The organism is Paenibacillus catalpae, assembly GCF_900112695.1.
GTDB classification, from domain to species: Bacteria; Bacillota; Bacilli; order Paenibacillales; family Paenibacillaceae; genus Pristimantibacillus; species Pristimantibacillus catalpae.
Genome location: NZ_FOMT01000001.1, coordinates 371227 through 387501, shown reverse-complemented (window position 1 = coordinate 387501; position 16275 = coordinate 371227). Strand labels below are relative to the sequence as shown.

11 protein-coding genes are annotated in these 16275 nt (G+C 50.3%); 4 read left to right on the top strand and 7 right to left on the bottom strand.

Annotation, left to right across the window (positions count from 1 at the left end; translation table 11 throughout):
• Positions 1 to 47 precede the first annotated feature (47 nt).
• The 3 genes from BM200_RS01280 to BM200_RS01270 form a co-directional block, all read right to left on the bottom strand.
• Entirely contained in the window at positions 48 to 1463 is a 1416-nt protein-coding gene (locus BM200_RS01280; RefSeq protein WP_091180437.1) for an ABC transporter substrate-binding protein, read from the bottom strand.
• A gap of 139 nt (positions 1464 to 1602) precedes the next feature.
• On the bottom strand, positions 1603 to 2445 hold the full coding sequence (locus tag BM200_RS01275) for a carbohydrate ABC transporter permease (RefSeq protein ID WP_091180435.1): 843 nt from the start codon (positions 2443 to 2445) through the stop codon (positions 1603 to 1605).
• Positions 2446 to 2466: 21 nt separating this feature from the next.
• On the bottom strand, positions 2467 to 3399 hold the full coding sequence (locus BM200_RS01270) for a carbohydrate ABC transporter permease (RefSeq protein WP_091180432.1): 933 nt from the start codon (positions 3397 to 3399) through the stop codon (positions 2467 to 2469).
• A 216-nt stretch (positions 3400 to 3615) separates the two neighbouring features.
• Here BM200_RS01270 and BM200_RS30270 point away from each other — a divergent pair, with 216 nt between their 5' ends.
• Genes BM200_RS30270 through BM200_RS30260 form a run of 3 tightly spaced genes read left to right on the top strand, consistent with a single transcriptional unit; the run spans position 3616 to position 4450 of the window.
• The gene (locus tag BM200_RS30270; protein ID WP_245772851.1) at positions 3616 to 3885 is read left to right on the top strand and encodes a hypothetical protein; all 270 of its coding nucleotides are present in this window, start codon (positions 3616 to 3618) and stop codon (positions 3883 to 3885) included.
• Positions 3798 to 4208: an alpha/beta hydrolase gene (locus BM200_RS30265; RefSeq protein WP_245772850.1), complete on the top strand. Its 411-nt coding sequence runs from the start codon at positions 3798 to 3800 to the stop codon at positions 4206 to 4208. The genes BM200_RS30270 and BM200_RS30265 overlap by 88 nt, the downstream gene beginning before the upstream one ends.
• Positions 4178 to 4450, top strand: coding sequence for an esterase family protein (locus BM200_RS30260; RefSeq protein ID WP_245772849.1), 273 nt, complete (start codon positions 4178 to 4180; stop codon positions 4448 to 4450). The genes BM200_RS30265 and BM200_RS30260 overlap by 31 nt, the downstream gene beginning before the upstream one ends.
• A 256-nt stretch (positions 4451 to 4706) precedes the next feature.
• Here BM200_RS30260 and BM200_RS01260 read toward each other — a convergent pair whose 3' ends face one another.
• Both BM200_RS01260 and BM200_RS01255 read right to left on the bottom strand, forming a co-directional pair.
• Positions 4707 to 11309 (bottom strand): S-layer homology domain-containing protein, encoded by a 6603-nt coding sequence (locus tag BM200_RS01260; RefSeq protein ID WP_091180429.1) that lies wholly within the window; start codon positions 11307 to 11309, stop codon positions 4707 to 4709.
• Positions 11310 to 11443: 134 nt separating this feature from the next.
• Complete coding sequence (locus BM200_RS01255) at positions 11444 to 12808, bottom strand: MFS transporter (RefSeq protein ID WP_245772848.1); 1365 nt, start codon at positions 12806 to 12808, stop codon at positions 11444 to 11446.
• Between the two features lie 147 nt (positions 12809 to 12955).
• Between BM200_RS01255 and BM200_RS01250 the strand changes: the two genes are divergently transcribed.
• Positions 12956 to 13789 (top strand): helix-turn-helix transcriptional regulator, encoded by an 834-nt coding sequence (locus BM200_RS01250; RefSeq protein WP_091180425.1) that lies wholly within the window; start codon positions 12956 to 12958, stop codon positions 13787 to 13789.
• 177 nt (positions 13790 to 13966) lie between these two features.
• On the opposite strand, the gene BM200_RS01245 is transcribed toward BM200_RS01250, so the two are convergent.
• Positions 13967 to 14518: a hypothetical protein gene (locus BM200_RS01245; RefSeq protein ID WP_091180422.1), complete on the bottom strand. Its 552-nt coding sequence runs from the start codon at positions 14516 to 14518 to the stop codon at positions 13967 to 13969.
• A gap of 130 nt (positions 14519 to 14648) precedes the next feature.
• Positions 14649 to 16274 carry a response regulator gene (locus BM200_RS01240; RefSeq protein WP_091180418.1) on the bottom strand — a complete coding sequence of 542 codons (1626 nt, stop codon included), beginning with the start codon at positions 16272 to 16274 and terminating at the stop codon, positions 14649 to 14651.
• Between the last annotated feature and the right edge of the window lies 1 nt (position 16275).

Genomic DNA, 16275 nt, shown 5'->3' with positions numbered 1-16275 from the left:
AAGGGGGACAGTAACTCCCGTCCCCTTTGGATATTTATTATACCTTATTATTTTTTGTTCGCTGCAATAATTTCGTCTACGCGTTTCTTGGAGTTTGCAACGGTTGTGTCGACGTCCTGGTTGCCAAGGATCAGCTTCTCGTACTCTTCATTGATCGCTTTGTATACTTCAGCCTGGTAAGAAGCAGGCGCAATAATTTCCGTAGCTTTCGAGTTAACGAGCGTGTTCACAAGGCTTTCTTTGTCAACAAGCTCAGGGTTTTTAGTGCCGCTCAGAATCGTATCGATAATGCCTGCTACCTGGTCGTTGCTTACACCGTTCCAAGCCGGAATGTTTTTGCCTTGAACAACTTGACCTTCCGTTGTGTACCAGCGAACGAATTTATAAGCTTCTTCCTTGTTTTTGGAGCTTTCCGATACCGCAACATAGTCCGTCGTTACTGGCGTGATGCCGGATTGGTCGCTCGCATTGTTTTTCGGGAATGGCGCAACCGCTACATGGAACGTCAGAGGCAAGGTATCCGTACCGCCGATTTCCGTGTTCATCCAGGAGCCGATGGCCAGCATGCTTGCCGATTGGTTAAAGAATTGGTTCCGGTAAGCCAGCTTTTGCGAAATCATATCCGAGTATGGAACCGAAGATTTATCCTCTTTCTCCATTTTCACGCGAAGCTCAAGCGTTTTCTTGAAGTTAGGATCATCCAGGTTGGACGTGCCGTCTGCTTTCAGGAACTCCGAGCCAGTCGGCTGGTTCTCCATCATCAGCTTCAGGTATTCCATCCAGCCGCCGTTTTGCGGGCCGTGGAAGTAAGTACCGTAACGTTTAGTCGCCCCTTCGCCTTTTGTCAGCTTTTTCGCATAGTCGGCATATTCATCCCAGGTCCAGTCTGTTGGAACCGCAAGACCCGCTTCATCCAGATTGTCCTTGTTCAGCAGAACATACCAAGGATTGAATTTGCCTGGCAGCGAATAAACTTTGCCGTTCAGATGTGTATCCACTTTGTAGTCCTCTTCTACTTTGTAGCCGTCTGTCGCCAGGAAGTCATCAAGAGGAGCAGCCATTCCCAGCGCTACGCGCTGGGCATAACCCGCTGCGTCACTAAACATCATAACGTCAATTTGCTCGCCGGATGCTACGGCAAGATCGAGCTTTTTCATCGATTCCTGCGTATCGCCTTTTTCGCTCAGCTGTACAAGCTCAACCGTAATATTCGGGTTTTTCTCATGGTAAGCATCAAGTGTTGCTTTCCAGTTGTACGCTTGCTCTGTGCCGTAAGTGTATAGGCGAAGCTTGACCGGATCGCCGCTTGCAGCACTGTTGCCGCCCGTGTTTGCGCTTGCTTCCGCCGAAGCATTCGCATTTGCATTCTTGTTACCCGAATCATTGTTCGAGTTCCCGCAGCCTGCAAGTACTCCAGTCAGCAGTAAACTAATCGCAAGTCCCGATGCCCATCTCTTTTTCATTTCTTTTTACCCCTCTCGGAAATGTAAGGTTTAGGATGTTGATAGTTTTCATTATAGAGAGCAGCAATCCGGTAAGGATGTAACTATCTTTACCTAAATTGCAACAAATTCGACTTTCTTGCTAACGCTTTCATTCCCGTTACCCTTTAACGCCGCCTAATGCAATGCCCTCAATCACGCTCTTCTGCCCGATAATGAAGACAATCAGGAGCGGCAGGATCGCCGATACGGCCGCAGCCATAATAAGAGAGTAGAATTCACCGCTTAGCGAAGTGAACTTCTGCATCGCCAGCGGAATCGTAAACAGACTGTCCGTGCGCAGGAAGATGAGCGGATTCTGGTAGTCATTCCACGTCCAGATAAAGCGCAGGATCGCATAGGTTGCAACTGCCGGCTTCACGAGCGGAAGGCCAATGCTCCAGAAGATCCGCATATGGTTGGCTCCGTCAATTTTGGCAGATTCGATAAATTCCTGATGCACGCCCATAAAGAATTGCCGAAGCATAAACGTACCCAGTACGCTGAAGCTGCTAAGAAGAATAAGACCACAAAGACTGTCGAATAACCCGATCTGGCGGTACAAAATAAACTGCGGGATAAGAATGGCCTGGCTAGGAACCATGTACGTAGCGAGTACAATCAGGAACAAGAAATTGCTCCCTTTGAATTTGATCTTCGAGAAGCCATAAGCAGCAAGCGATGAGAGCAAGGCCGAAATAACCGTTGTCGTAACGCCTACTTTAATCGAATTCAGATAGTATTTCCAGAAGGGATAATCTCCCACCCATACTTCCTTGTAGTTCTCAATGGCATGCCATTGCTTGGGAATCCATTCAATCGGATATACGAATACGTCCTTCTCCAATTTGAAGGAGGTAATGAGCATCCAAATAAAAGGCATGAGGAAAAGGATACTAATGGCGAACATAATAACCGTAATGATTCCTTTACGCCAGCTGAAGCCTGTGTTTGTTGTAGACATGAAGTACCGCTCCTTCCACTCTTAATAATTGACCCATTTCTTCTGTGTGATCCATTGTCCAAATGTAATTAACAGAACGAAGACGAACAACATAACGGCAATTGACGATGCATAACCAACCTTCAGATTAACGAAAGCGGTATCATACAAATACCAAACCATCAGCGAGGTAGAGCCGATCGGGCCCCCTTGCGTCATAACCGCGATAATATCAAATACTTTAAAGGTTGCAATGACGCCTGTTACAAGCAGGAAGAAGGAAGTTGGCGACAGCAGCGGGAACGTGATCCTTGCGAATTTGGTCCAACCGTTCGCGCCGTCAATATCAGCTGCCTCATACAGATCCTTCGGAATCGACTGCAGACCGGCTGTGTAGATAATCATATTGAAGCCGATGGAGGTCCACACCACGATCATCATAATGGAGATGAGCGCATAATGCGGATCAGCGATCCACTTCGGCGGGTTGCTGAAGCCCAGCGTGTGCAGCACCTGGTTAATCGGGCCGTAAGAAGGCTGGAACAATACTTGCCAGACGATGGCAACCGCAACGATGCTCGAAATATACGGCATGAAGTAAGCAACCTTGAAGTAGCTTTTCAAATAGACATGGCGGTCAATAAGAACGGCCAGCACCATGGAGATTAACATATACACCGGTACGGCTAGCAGGAAAACAAAGTTATTGCGCACCGAGCGCAGGAATTGATCATCGTGGAACAGCTTCTCGAAGTTTCCGAAGCCAACCCAGTCGATCCCTTTCCAGCCTTGAACAAAATTCCAATCCGCGAAGCTAAGTACAATTGTCGCAACAATCGGGAGCAGAACGAGAACAAATACGCCTATGAGCATCGGGCTCACGAACAGTAACCCGGCAAGGGTCTCTCCGCTTTGCAGCGAGCGTACTTTTTTCGGCTTCTCCAGCTTTCCTATCACTTGTGGTGAAGTCTCCATCATAAGCACCTCGAATTTCTTAGAATATAGTAGAAAGATTTGAAGTTGTTTTTATTATAGAGAATAGAAAAGCGCCACCTATGCCGTTATTTTTACTTTTTTGTTGGCATAATTGACTTCTTGTATGGAGAGATGGATTTGCAAACTAAAGTTCATTGCATCCAGATGAGACGCACGTTAAGATTCTAGTAAATACATTGACTAGGAGAGTCATTCATGACGATTAACGTACCTATTCCTTGGAGAGAAGTTCTTACAGACGAGGCCGCTCACACCATTACAGGCGATGTCCGGATTATCGACGCATTCCAAATTCCGCAGCTGCAGACGGAGCGCAGAGTCTGGATTTATTTACCAAAGAGCTATAACAAAGGGGTAGCAGATACCCGGTCCTCTATATGCAGGACGGCCAGAATGTATTCGATGAAGCGACGTCCTGGGGAAGCGAGTGGGCCGTCGACGAAACGTTGGAGCAGATGGCGCTGAATGATTCCGCGCTCGAGGCTATCGTGGTTGCTATTGATCATGGAGGCGATCAGCGCAACAATGAATATAACTTTACGATTAATGAGGAATATGGCTTCGGGGGCAAAGGACAGGCTTATGCCGCGTTCCTGGCGGAGACGCTCAAACCTTATATCGACAGCCACTACCGGACGCTCATTGAACCGGAGCATACGATCATTGCCGGAAGCTCGTTCGGTGCTTATGTCTCGCTGTATACCGCCATTCGTTATCCGGATCTTTTTGGCTGTGTAGGCGGGTTTTCCTTTGTCATGTGGCACGACAACGGCCCATTATTCAATTAATTCAGCAATCGGTTCTTTCCCCTGCGCTGCGCGTCTTCCTAAGCATCGGAGAACTGGAAACCGACAATTCCGACTTTAATCAGATTGCCTACGAGCACGTTGTGCAGGTCCGCCAGACGTTGATAGCAGCAGGGGTCCCGGAGAGCCGCATTCGATTCGATTTCATTACCGGCGGAACGCACCACGAATCCACGTGGAGCCCGCTGTTCCCTGAGGCACACCGGTGGCTGCTCCAGCCATAAGCAGCAAAGCAAATCCTATTGGATGATGGATACGTTGCCCGAAGTTCCCTCGCCAGAGCTGCCGATAACGTTGACTTGCTGGTGCCAGGCAGCTCGCCAAAGATATACAGCATAATTCTTTTCTCCTTCTGTTTCGATCACTTCGTATATAGAAACTATACAAGTTTATATTTTTTTGTAATGTTCTCCACCTACAACAAAAGCGACCGTGCATGGCAGCACAGTCGCTTTTCGTTTACCTTTAAAAGATTATGAACTAAAGCAGTCCCGCCGATACAAGAAGCCGTGTCAACAGCGTTGCTGCTTCGGCGCGGGTGACGCTGCCTGCCGGTGCAAAGGAGCCGTCCGGCATGCCTTTTAACAGACCTGCACCCGTCGCCTTGCCGACCGCATCGGATGCCCAATTGGAGATTCGCCCCGAATCCTTATAATTCAGATCTGCTGCAACCAGCTTGCTGTCCGTTGCGAGCTCGAGTGCTTTAACCGCCATGATAGCCATCTCTTCACGTGTGACCTTGTTATTCGGACGGAAGGTTCCATCCTTATAGCCGTTAATGATGCCTGCACCAGATGCGAGCTTAATGGTCTCATCATACCAGCTGCCGGCAGCAACATCCCTAAAGGTGTGCGCCTCTCCGATTTGACGGATGCCAAGCGCACGAACGAGCATCGCTGCGAACTCCGCACGGGTGACTGCGCGTTCCGGTTCAAACTTGTCTGCCGACACGCCATTCAGAATGCCCTTCCCGGCAAGAAGAGCAATGTCTGCTCTTGCCCAATGACTGGCGGTATCCGTAAATATGCGATTAAGCTTGGCTGCGGTATAGATGCTGTTGCCCATGCTTTTAATGGTAACAACGGTTTTGCCATCCTCCACCGCTATAACCGCTGGCACAGGGCTGAATGTACCTGCAGCCGGGTCGTATACCAATACGGTTAATTTGCCTGACTCCTGCGCGCCATCAACCGAGATGGTCCTTTCCACATAAGCACCGCCGAAGTTTGTAATGACAACCGTCTGTTCTCGGGACTCAACCGTGATGGTAAATTCTACGGCGTTACCAACCGTTGTTACGCCTTGCTCCGCCGCATCCTTGTTCAGTTTTGCCGCCAAGTCGGCTGCAGCCGGTTGAACCGAGAAGGTCCATACCGCATTAGCCGTATCCGTAATGCCGTTAGCCTCCAGAACTTGGGTAAGCAGCTTCAGCGGGAAGGTATAGCTTCCCTGCTGTCCTTTTACTACCAATACCGCGTCCGGCTTGGAACCAGCCAGCTCGAGCAGCGTCTTCACCGTAAAGGCAGCCTTGCCGGATACGGATGAAGCACTGACATCCATCGTAACGACGGAATATCCGCTATTTATTTTGTTCTTCAGAGCCAAGTCATTGTCTTCCGGCTTCTCGGTTGCCGTAATTACCTCAGTTCCATTGCTGACCGGATTCGGATTGGTACCAGTGCCGCTGTCTTCTTCACCGGTAACCTGCAGCGTATATACGCGAGTGGCGCCGTTAAAGGAAACGGAGACCTTTACGGCTCCAGGCCGCGCTGCTTTTAACTCCCCGTTATCCAAATAAGCAATATCATGGTTATCTGTTGTAATAACGGCATCCTCGGTTACTTCTTCTCCGCTTCGGTTATACACATGGATCGGTTGGGACGCCTGTTTCTCCATCTCGAAAGGTCCGATACGGTCGTCGCCTACTGCGAATTGAAATGGCTTGAGCAGACTTGCAAAGCCTTCATTACGCTCCTCGAATGCAAAGCCCGAATTGGAATCGTTGACGACGGCAATCCGTTCACCGCGCACGATAATGTTATCGGCGATAACCGAGCCTTTGACATTAGCTGTCACATCGACGCCGTTTGTGCCGGTGCCGTCAATGACGGTGTTCGCAATGGAAACGCCGCTAACCTGGAAGTCGCCGTGAACAATCAGTCCGGCATACGTGCTGTCTAGAGCTGTGTTGTTGCGAATGTATACCGTACCGTTCAAATCCTTCTCGCTTGCAAATACCCAAATCGCGCCAAGGTTGATGCCGTAGCCGGTATCAAAGCTGCCCGTGCGGATGAGCGTATTGCGTTCAACCACCGTTGTACCGCTGAACGGAACGGGATTGAAGCGTGTGGATACCGCTACGCCAGCGCCGTTGGTAATGGTGTCTTTGGCGATATTGTCCGTCATCTTGTTGTCCTTGCCGCCGAAAATAACCATGTTATCCGCCAGCCATGGAAGAGATACGGTATTAAATCGGGCCGTATTATTCACGCTGGCTACGCCTTCTGCCGACCACATTGCGATACCGTCATCGCCAGGGTAGCGGATATCGCTTTGCTCCAGCATGCTATTGCTTGTTCCGACGCAGAAGTTGATACCGTCTGCCATCAGATTTCGCATCCGAAGCCCTATCATGTGTAAGCTGTCCGTGAAGCCGGTGCTGCCTTTCAGACGTGTCAGCCAGAGACCTGTTTTGGAATGCTCGATCCATACATTCTGAATAACGGATCCCGGACCAAACTCTCCCTCAAAGCTATGTGTGCTGGCCTCGTCATCGCGAATGTTCAAATCTCCGTCCACGAGCAAATCATAGACTTCAATATGTCCGCCGTCTCCGATAAAGCGGGCACCAAGCAGCGTCGTATACCACATGCCCGCGCCGCGGATCGTCACATCACTGACATGCAGCAAGCTGCTGCGAAGCTCAAAGGTACCCGCCGGGAACCAGACCCCTTTGCCCGCTGCTTTAGCTGCTGTTACAGCATCGTTGAAGGACGCTGTATCATCCGTGCCATCATCAGCGGTTGCACCGTAATCCGCCACGGACAAGAAACCGCCTGGCATCGTTAACGGATCTGCGACCTGTTCCATATCGGCCAAGTCGATTACATAATAATCGGCTTTGCTGTCCGCATCCTTTTCCAACCGGATCGTTGCACCTGCAGGCACATCGCCGATCAGCGCATGAATCTCGTCAAAGAAACGGTGCGCGCTGCCCTGCTTTGGATCATTAGACCAAGGGTAGCTGCCGTATTCCCATGCGTATTTTGATGTCAGATTAAGCTTCTGCTTGAATTCGCCATTCACATAAAGGCCTAACGTTTCTTGCAGCCCGCTGCCGTCCGCACTATCCGGAATGGCATACCGCAATACGATGGAGTTAGCAGACTCCGCGAGGGTGAATTCCACATAGTCGCCAGTTTCATCGAGCTCTACCGCCTGTCTGCCCGAAGCTTCTGAAGCTATCTCCCGGTAGACTCGGGAAGGCCCGATAAGCGAAGCATTGGTTGCCGCGTGCTCGGCCTCATAGCTTACATACGGTACTGTAGCTCCGCGGTAAGCCAGATTAATTGCATCGTCAACCGTAAGCGAATCGATGGAATAGCTGCCGTTTCCTGCTGTTGCCTTCTGTACCGTAACCGTGTTAATCCCAGCACGAAGGTCAAGCGAAACCCCGGCATTCTTCCAGCTTGAAGCCGCCGTGATTGTAACCGCATCAACTGGAATACCATTAACGGTTACTTTCAAATCACCAGCTTGACTTGCCAGGTAACGGATAGAAGCTTCATGATCGCCAGCTTCCTTCGCGTTAACGACGAACCGGATCAGATCGCCTTCGTTTATCAGTCCTGAAGCGTAACCCGTACCCGTATAACCTTTCGTTAATGCAGCTGTCGAGATGCTCTGGCTATGGAAGGCGTTCTCGCCTTCATAGATGACCTTACTTTCAACCGGGGTAAAGCTCCACAGAGCAGGGGAAGCTACCGCCCCGTATTGGAGCTCATTGTCCTTTACATACAGAACTCCATTTTTCTCGGCTGCATTCACCAGGACAAAATGTCCAAGACGTTCTTCGATCACCCACTGTTCGGAATCGGTTATAGCAGCGCTGTCATTAAGCTTCAGATCAAGAGACAGCAGCTTGCCCGTTGCCCGGTTCTTGATCAGCTTGCGGCCGTTATAATCCAGCAGCAGCCATTCTCTGCCCGCGTTATTCTCACCTGCGCTTGCCGTTACTACAGCTGCGCCATTCGATTCTGCAAGAGATTTCCCGTCTACTGCAATCGCAATGTAGTTGGAATCATTAAAGATCGGGGTGCCTGTCGTTTCATTGCGCTCATCACCCATGACTGGCGTTGTGAATTCATCCGGGGCATGTTCAAAGCTCCACTGCAGCGTACCGAAGGAAGCCGGGAACAAGCCGCGTTCCGCGTAACCTGCGCCATTTTGCACATTGATATATTCATCGTTAAAACTTCCGTATAAGCTGCGGATCAAGTAAGCAGCGCCTTGTGATTCAATAGACCAATCTGCCCTCGAGGCAGCTGCTTTCCCTTCGCCGCCTGTAATATACCGGTAATTGTCATCAACGGAAATGTAATGGTTAGTTACCCGGTTACGAATCCGATAAGAGCCGTTCTCGTCTTCAAGCAGCCAATGCGAGTAGCCATTGTCCTCTTCCACATTGCCGTACAGCACAACACCGCCTTTGTTCTCGTAGAGGAACTGACTCGTTGCTGCACTTTTGATCCGGACAGGAACGGCTGGCAGCGGAGCCTCCGGAACTTCAGCCTCTTCTACTGCAAATTGCCCTTCATCATTGCCGGCAACAAGCTTGCTTACCTTGGTATAGCCTGCATCATCACCACTTGCCTCATAGACAAAGTGGCCTGCCCATGCGCTCTTGATATTCATATAGCCTTCGCTTGCGCTGTTCTGCAGGTACCATTTGGCGCTGCCCCATTGCGGATAAATGCTTTCGGCTGCCAGCTTGAAGTCCGGTGCATCCTGCTCAACCGTACCGCCAACACCTTCCATGGAGACATAATGACCGGTAGCCAGGTTCTTCAGCCTGACAGAACCTACGCCGTCACCCGTATCTTCCGGGAACCAAATGGAGGAGGTATCGGATTCCGGGACGTCAGCAAATTTCAATTTGCCCAAATCCTCCGAGCCGGCTCCAGTCTCTTCATGCAAATAGCCGCCTGTCAGCTTGCTTTTGATCCGGATATGGCTTGGGGCTGCCTCTGGCACATTAATAAATCGCCAGCGCGGGCTTCCCCAGTTCGGATTAATAATGCCGTATTCCGCGTATTTGGTCAGGTTCTGCAAGTTTATATATTTCTGGGAGCCTTCCACATCATTGGCATCCAGAACACTATGAATCAATCTGGAGCCGCCGCCTTTGTCCTCGATAACCCATACGGCGCTTCTCCAGTCATCTTCCACATCGGATACTTTGATCAGGCCGTCGGTTACATTTTGCAGATTGATATAATGGTTAGTCTCCCGGTTCTTGATTCGTTTACGGCCCTGGAAGCGCTCAACGACCCATTGATCACGCTGATCCTCTACCCGGATATTGCCGTATTTCAGATTTCCCTGCGTATCTTCATAGAGGTACATCGACTGCCATTCATTCATTATCCGCACAAATTGCGGGGAACCGTCTGTTGCTGCTGAAGGATCGGCAAGCAGCCACTGCGCCGGGTTTGTGTCCCGGTCAATCATTCCTGCCTGCGCAACTCCTGTTGCATCCGCGTTATGAAGATAGATATTGGCGCCGCTTGCGTTTTGAATCGTTTTATAGTCATCATAGATGTTCGAGGAAGCCAGGGTCCATTGATAGGAAGCATCAATCGCTGCCGGTTCATCCGCTGTTAACGGATCAGTCGGCTCGATAGAACGGTTCCCGATATAATGTCCGGTCGCTGCATTGCGAATAAGCGTCTTGCCGTCGTAATCCTCCAGAATCCACTGATACAGATAGCTGCCCGAATTCGCATTGTCGATTACTCCGTATTGCACGACTCCATTATTCTCATATAGATAAGCAGCTTCAGCCGGTTCGTCGGAATAACTTGCAATCCGAACTGGCTGAACATCTGGTGCCATGTCGATGCGCCATTGCGCGCTTCCCCACGAAGGCTGTGCCCAATCATTCGCACGAACGTTGGTGTCATCCGGGAACTGGGTGTTCAGCACGTAGTTGAGCGGTGTTTCCCCTTCTGCCGCAAATACGTTCGTAAAAGTAACGAAGCCCGCACTAGATGCGTCCGCCATTGCCCATTCGCTTCGCGTACCATCTTGAGAAGTTGCCTTGAGCTGCATCCATCCCTCTGCGCCCTGCGTGATATAATGACCGGTCGCGCGGTTTCTCAACCGGATAAGCGAGCTTCCGTCTTCCTTCGTTTCTACGGTCTCGACGAACCAGTGGGTTGTCTGATCGGTCATGCCGCCTGCAGCCCCGAATTTGACGAAGCCGTCCTTATCCTCATACAAATATTGTCCGGTCTTAAATTGATTTACGATCCGGACAGGCGCGCCAGCAGAATCGACCGGTTCCAGTGCCCACTGCGGGCTTTCGAACGTGATATTAATATCGCCGCTGACCTCGGCAAATCCAAGCTGGTCTTCCTCGTGAATGACCAGATTAGCAGCCGGATCGCTGGCATTCTTGATAATGACATAACCGGCACGGCTGGAATCCGCAATGATCCATTGATCATTCGCGGTGCTTGTTGCTGCTTCCCGGCTGTACAGCGGATCACGCCGCTGATTCGTATCCTCCATCGTGATGTAATGGCCGGTTGCACGGTTCCTAATCCGCGTTACCCCGCCGCTTTCTTCAATAAGCCAATGCGAGCTCTCGTTATCCATGGCCGTAAATCCATAACGGACAATCCCATCCGAGCCTTCATACAAATAATTGCTCTTCCATTTATTCTTGATCCGCACATAGCTGTCTGACCCGCTGCTTACCGTACCAACCGCTTCGTTGTCATCTGCCGCATATACCGGGAATGCCGTAAATAACAGCAGCAGCGCCAACAAAGCGGACAGCATTGCCTTGCTTCGTGCCATTCCTACTCCCCCTTAAGTCCTCTTCAAGGATTAGTTGCATCTATCATCTTAGAATGTAAGTGCTTTCAGGACGAGGTGCGATTATGGGAATATTAGGTGTTATATTATGATAGTTATCATCTGACTAACCTTCTCTAGCTCTTCTTGCCGATTACAGCAAGGGATAGAAGGGTCCCTCCGAAGAGAAGTATCGCAATCAAGATAAAAGCTTCATGCATTCCGGTCAGAAAGGAGATGCTGCCGCTCAGAATGGCTCCAAGCCATGCAACTCCTATCACCGAACCAAGCTGGCGGCTTGCATTCAGGGCACCGGACACGGCACCGGACTGTTCCTTCGGTACGGACGACATAACGGCTGCCATCAAGGATGGAATGACGAGAGATACGCCAAACCCGATCAGCAGCAAGCCAATGAAAATCCACGCGTAACTCGTATTCAGGTTCGTCCATGCCAGCAGCAGCGTGCCACCTGCTCCAAGGCTGAATCCGGCCGTCATCGGTATTCGTGCTCCTATTCTGCTGACTATTCGTCCGGTTAGGATCGGATTAAAGGCCAGAGGCAGCATCATCGGAAGCAAGGATAACCCCGCCGTATGAGCAGACCATTCTTGTATTTGTTGAAAAAATAAAGGCAAGACAAACAATACGCCGGACAAACCAAAATTAATTGCCATACCGGCAATCATTCCTGTCGATACGATTGTGATCTTGAATAGCTGCAGCGGAAATAGCGGTGCTGCCCCTTTTGCTTCTATTAATACAAACAAAATGGCAGCGACCAGCGCCAGAGCAAACGATCCCAGAATGACTATGGAATGCCAGCCGTAGCTTTGGCCCTCCATCAGACTAAAGGAAAGGGCTGCAATAGCGGCTGCAATTGCAATCTGCCCTCCTATATCGAAGCTTTTCTGAACAGAACGCGGTGTTTCCCGTGCGAGAAGCCACGTAAGAAGCAGACTAACTCCGGCAAGTGGTACATTCAGAAGAAAAATGCTCCGCCATCCAAACGAATCCGCCAGTATTCCGCCGATAACCGGACCTGACGCCATAGCTGCTCCCGTCACTGCAGTCCAAATTCCCAGCGCCTTGGCGCGTTCAGCCGGCGCAGGATAGCTGTGAGCAAGAAGAGCAAGCGAGGCAGGCAGCAGAGCCGCACCCCCGATCCCGAGAATCGCCCTTAATCCGATCAGCAGCTCTATCGACGAGACGACCGCCGATGCGGCTGATCCGGCAAGAAACAGAAACAGTCCTCCGATATAGACACGCTTCGCTCCCAATCGGTCCGCAAATACGCCCATTGATAATAGAAAACCGGCAAATACGATCGTATAGGCATTTACCACCCATTGAAGATCAATGATCCCTCCTCCCAGATCATCGTGGATAGCCGGAAGCGCGACACTGACAACCGTCATGTCCAGCAGCACCATAAAATATCCGAGCGATAGCCCAAGCAGCATGCTGCTGCGGCCGGATACGCTTTTTAAAGCTTTTTCCATTGTCATTCCCCTACCTTACTCTTCATGTCGAATTCTCCTAGAGTGTATAATGAAACGAATAAGAGATTAAGATGAGGCCTTATCCTAGGAGTTGTTCTCCTATGATAGATATTCGGCCAACGAAATAAGGAAAAGAGGAGCGGGAATATGGATGACTCCGTAAGATTAATAGAGCTGGCGCAGTTTCTGCGGACGCGGCGGGCCCGACTGTCTCCCGAACAGGCTGGATTACCCGGAAGCGGACGTCGCCGGACGCCTGGACTCAGACGAGGGGAAGTGGCTTTGCTGGCAGGGGTTAGTATCGACTGGTATACGTGGCTGGAGCAAGCCCGTCCTATCCAGGTATCCGCGCAGGTACTGGATAGCATCAGCCGCGCACTCCAGCTAGGCACCGATGAACGTAAGCATCTGTTTCTGCTTGCTCTCCCGCAGCTGCCTGCGGATTTAAGTAACGAAGAGGATATAATCAGTGAATCCTTGCAAAGCTTCCTTGATCATCAAGGAGCAAGCCCTGCTTATGTTACCGATCAGCGATTGATTGTTAAAGCCTGGAATAAGGCTGCAAATACAATCTACGGTCCTTATGATAAAATGCCGGAACGGGAACGCCATACCGTATGGCGCACCTTCCTGTCACCAAACGTCCGGCAGCTGCTTCAGGAGAATTGGGAAAAACATGCCAGACATCGCCTCGCCATTTTCCGTGCCGCATACGGCAAATTCCCGGGAGATCCGTGGTGGATGGAGATGATTAACGAGCTTCAGCTGGCGAGTGATGATTTCCGGGAGTGGTGGCCGCAGCATGACGTGCTGAGCGGCCCGGAAGGGGAGAAAATCAATTATCATCCGGAAGCCGGACTATTAATTTTTAACCAGATTTCTTTTGCAGTATCGGATTCGCCCCATTTAACCGTCACGGTTAACCTTCCGGCCGATGAGCAAACCGTCTCCAAGATGAATCAGCTTCTAGCGAAATATTAGGACAAACAAAAAGACTGCTTAAGAAAATAAGCAGTCTTTGGCATAAAGGTATCCGGTTCGGATTATGCTTTCGGCCGAACAGGGAAATACAAATCGATCTCCGAGTTCACATCGTCAGGCCGCGTGTAGCGCTGATCATAAAATTTAAATTGTGTAATCAAACGGATCGCCAGGTTTTCAGAAGCTCGGATATTGCCCCAGAATCTCACCGTCTTGGGAACGTGCAATAACAACGGAATCCGACTGCTCTACTTTATCTGTCAGAATGAACCAGAATCTTTCACCAGCTCGATATTGGATAATTTGACAGGAATATTCGCTTCCTGCTCTACTCTTGAGCGTCATCCGCTCAATCTCCGGGTCAAATATTTTCCCATAATATATTCCCTTATAATTCAGCGTCGCCCCCTCAAGGTCACTATAAGACCAGCCAAACTTATGATATTTTGATTCCGCAGAAGTTGAACCGCCTACAAAATGCCAACCGAATAGATTTTTCTTCACTCTTGCCATTCCAAAGTACTCTTCGCCCGTATTTATCCATTCATAAAAGACTATCGCATCGTTTTTATCCAGCTTTTCCACTTGAGCAATCGTTGTCATAGGCTGATGTAGAGAGAGTGCGGCTCTCTCCATTCCTTTTTCACCACTACGTCTGATCACTATACATGAACATATGAATATAACAGCGATTGCGAAGAGAACCGTCATTTTTGACTTTTTAGACAAGCAATAGCCTCCCCCCCAAATAATCCCATAATAAAGACGTAATGAGATCCTATTAGTTGCGGTTGCCGAAGATCCATCCCTCCATAAAAAAGCCAGAAGAACTAAGCCTGCTCTTCTGGCTGTTTAAGATCTATACCTTCACTGACCTTGCCTGCTCCCGATAGTCAATCGGGGCAAGGCCGGTAACGCTTTTGAACACGCGGTTGAAATGGCGGATGTTGCCAAAGCCGGTGCTCTCGGCAATAATCGTTACCTTTTCGTTGGATGAGACAAGCCGCTTCTTCGCCTCCGTCACTCTAAGATCCGTCCAATACTCCACTAGTGAAGTGCCTGTCCGCTGCTTGAACAATGTCGACAGATAAGCCGGATTCAGATAGACCTGCTCCGCTACTTGCGTTAAAGACAGCGGCTCCTGATAATGCTGATTCACATACCGGATGACCTTATCGATTGGATCACGATCGGAATTTCGTTGCCCTCGCGCAATACATTCGGCCAGCTTGCCTAAATACGAGCTGCAGCAGTCGATAAGCTCGGTGCGGGAGTTCAGAGAACAGATCTCCAGCAATACAGCCTGAATGCTCCGTTCACCAAGCCAGCTGTGCGTAAGCTCCAGCTTCTCTGCTTCCTCGTAGCCATGAATAAGCAGCTTGCAGATCTGCTGATGAATAACCTCCGGACTCTTGGCCTGCGAGCATAGACAGGTAATAAAGGAGGCCGCGTATTGTTTGGTACTCTCAGGCTTCCCTTCCTGAATGGCTGACTCGATGAGATCAATCCGCAGCTCCGGCGACGAGCTCCATGCCAGCTCCTCACCGTCTTGCTTGATCCGTGCATAGCTGATCACACGGTCACCGCCTACGATCAGCCGGTGAAGCTGGGCGATCTTCGCTTCCTGGAACGATTGCGGAACCTCCTTGATTCCGGCAACCGTTCTCCCGATCCCAATCGTAACCGTCAGCCTCGATAAGGAGATCATCCGTCTGCGGATCGTTTCCGACAGCTCGAACAGCGGATCTGCCGTCTCCGGTTGACCAGCCAGATTAACGAGAGCAACAACTTCCGTCTCGGATAGAATAAACGAAAAGCCTTTGGCCCGCTGGTCCAGCAGCTCCTGGACGATCTGCTGAATATACAGCTGGAACAAGCTTGGATCGGCTTTCTCATAACGTTCCTTATCAAGCAGATCCTTGTCCAGCTTAATAATCATGCAGGCGAAATGCGGCTCTCGGAACGTAACGCCAATTCTTGCGAGCAGCGCGAGATCCGTCTCATTCACATGTCCCTTGAGCAGCCCCGCTACCAGATGTTCGCTCACATGCTGGCGGATTATCCGGGCATCTGCCGTCTCCGCTGCATACAGCTCAATGGCAGGCTGCGGTGCTGCGAGCTCCGTTTCGAGCTTATCCAGCGTCTTGAACAGCTCTTCCCGCTCCACAGGCTTCATCAAATAATCCCGGACGCCATGCCGCAGCGATTGCTGCAAATAAGTAAATTCATCAAATCCGCTCAGCACAATAACAAGCAGCTTCGGAAAACGCTCCTTCGCGATTTGGATCAGCTGCAGCCCGTCCATCCTGGGCATCCGGATATCCGTGAGAAGCACGTCGGGCTTAATACTCTCGACCATCTCCAGTGCTTCATACCCGTCTTTGGCTTCGCCTGCTACCTGCCAGCTGCCGGAAGAGGACTCAATGATTTTGCGCAGTCCCCTGCGGAATATCGCCTCATCATCAACAATCAGAATGTTTGGCATA

Excerpts from the sequence above, each read along its gene's own strand:
- BM200_RS01280 (WP_091180437.1), bottom strand. The coding sequence starts at position 1,463 with ATGAAAAAGAGATGGGCATCGGGACTTGCGATTAGTTTACTGCTGACT.
- BM200_RS01275 (WP_091180435.1), bottom strand. The coding sequence starts at position 2,445 with ATGTCTACAACAAACACAGGCTTCAGCTGGCGTAAAGGAATCATTACG.
- BM200_RS01270 (WP_091180432.1), bottom strand. The coding sequence starts at position 3,399 with ATGGAGACTTCACCACAAGTGATAGGAAAGCTGGAGAAGCCGAAAAAA.
- BM200_RS30270 (WP_245772851.1), top strand. The coding sequence starts at position 3,616 with ATGACGATTAACGTACCTATTCCTTGGAGAGAAGTTCTTACAGACGAG.
- BM200_RS30265 (WP_245772850.1), top strand. The coding sequence starts at position 3,798 with ATGCAGGACGGCCAGAATGTATTCGATGAAGCGACGTCCTGGGGAAGC.
- BM200_RS01260 (WP_091180429.1), bottom strand. The coding sequence starts at position 11,309 with ATGGCACGAAGCAAGGCAATGCTGTCCGCTTTGTTGGCGCTGCTGCTG.
- BM200_RS01255 (WP_245772848.1), bottom strand. The coding sequence starts at position 12,808 with ATGGAAAAAGCTTTAAAAAGCGTATCCGGCCGCAGCAGCATGCTGCTT.
- BM200_RS01250 (WP_091180425.1), top strand. The coding sequence starts at position 12,956 with ATGGATGACTCCGTAAGATTAATAGAGCTGGCGCAGTTTCTGCGGACG.
- BM200_RS01240 (WP_091180418.1), bottom strand. The coding sequence starts at position 16,274 with ATGCCAAACATTCTGATTGTTGATGATGAGGCGATATTCCGCAGGGGA.